Genomic DNA, 1,756 nt, shown 5'->3' on the forward strand with positions numbered 1-1,756 from the left:
CGTGCTCGGCCTCGCCGGCAACACCGGCACTGCGAGCGTGTTCTCGGCGGCCCGGACCTCCGGCGTCGGCGGCCTCACCGGCAAGACCTTGACCTTCTCCTCCTTCAACGGCGGCACGGCGGTCAATGCCACCTTCGGCGACGGTACCAACGGCACGGTCAAGACGCTCGACCAGCTCAACTCGAAGCTTCAGGCCAACAACCTGACGGCGACGATCGACGCCAACGGTCTGTTGACGGTCTCGACCACCAACGACTATGCGTCCTCGACCATCGGGTCGAACGCCGCGGGTGGTGCGATCGGCGGCACGCTGACCTCATCGCTGACGTTCTCGACGGCTTCCAGCCCCGTCCAGGACACGGTTGCCCAGACCTCGCGTGCAAACCTGGTGGGCCAGTACAACAACATCCTTGCGCAGATCGACTCGACCTCGCAGGACTCCTCGTTCAACGGCGTCAACCTGCTGAACGGCGACCAGCTCAAGCTGGTGTTCGACGAGACCGGCAAGTCGAACCTGAGCATCACCGGCGTGACCTACAACTCCAAGGGTCTCGGCCTCGCAGCACTGACCAGCGGTGTCGACTTCATCGACAACGCTGCCACCAACAAGGTACTGACCAATTTGAACTCGGCGTCGAGCACGCTGCGCTCGGAAGCGTCGAGCCTTGGTTCAAACCTCACGATCGTGCAGGTGCGTCAGGACTTCAACAAGAACCTGATCAACGTGCTGCAGACCGGTTCGTCCAACCTGACCCTGGCCGATACCAACGTCGAGGCAGCCAACAGCCAGGCGCTGTCGACCCGCCAGTCGATCGCGGTCTCCGCGCTGTCGCTGGCCAACCAGTCGCAGCAGAGCGTGCTGCAGCTGCTCCGCTAACAAGCGGACGACATCGCAAGCAAGATCTGGCGGCGGGGCTTCGGCCTCGCCGCTTTTTTGTCATTCGAGCAGCCGTGCGACGCTCTGAAAAGTAACCAGCGGTTATGGTTAATGGAGAGTAAGCGCGGATAAATGCCAATGATTTCAGCCTGATTGCCGGCCGCGACCACGCCTTCCCCGCGCTTATGGTGAACCCGCACTTAATGCGGGCGCGTGTCGTTTCACCCTTTGTTAGCCATGTCGCGGCACGCTGTCCCCGTCACTCGATCCGAAGCGATCGAACGAAGACGCGTAAACCAGAAGGGTAAGAGTCATGTCCGGTATTGTTCTCTCTGCGTCGGTTCGCCAGAACCTGCTGTCTCTCCAGTCCACCGCTGATCTTCTCGCCACCACACAGAACCGTCTGTCGACCGGCAAGAGCGTCAATTCAGCCCTGGACAATCCCACCAACTTCTTCACCGCGCAGTCGCTCGACAACCGCGCCAGCGACATCAACAATCTGCTCGATGGCATCGCCAACGGCGTGCAGGTGCTGCAGGCCGCCAACACCGGTCTGACCTCGCTGCAGAAGCTGATCGACTCTGCGAAGTCGATCGCCAACCAGGCGCTGCAGACCACCGTCGGCTACTCCACCAAGTCCAACGTCTCCACCACGATTGCGGGTGCGACGGCGGCCGATTTGCGCGGCACGACCTCCTTCGCCAGCGCGACCGCGAGCAGCAACGTGCTCTACAACGGCACGGCCGGCGGCGCCACCGCGGCAGGTTCGGGCGCCACTCTCGGCGCAACCCAGGGCTCGTTTGCGGGCACCGGGGGTGTTGCGGCCGACGGCACGACAGGCATCTCGTCGGCAACCACACTGCTCGGCACCACCGCCGC

Annotated in this window: 2 protein-coding genes; both read left to right on the plus strand. The window is 63.0% G+C overall.

What is annotated here, in order from left to right; genetic code table 11:
• On the plus strand, window positions 1-877 hold an 877-nt coding region (locus AC0L3J_RS36960), incomplete at its 5' end, for a flagellin (protein WP_473350369.1).
• A gap of 313 nt (window positions 878-1,190) precedes the next feature.
• On the plus strand, window positions 1,191-1,756 hold a 566-nt coding region (locus AC0L3J_RS36965; protein ID WP_473350370.1), incomplete at its 3' end, for a flagellin N-terminal helical domain-containing protein.

Source organism: Bradyrhizobium sp. Kon37 (assembly GCF_055807535.1).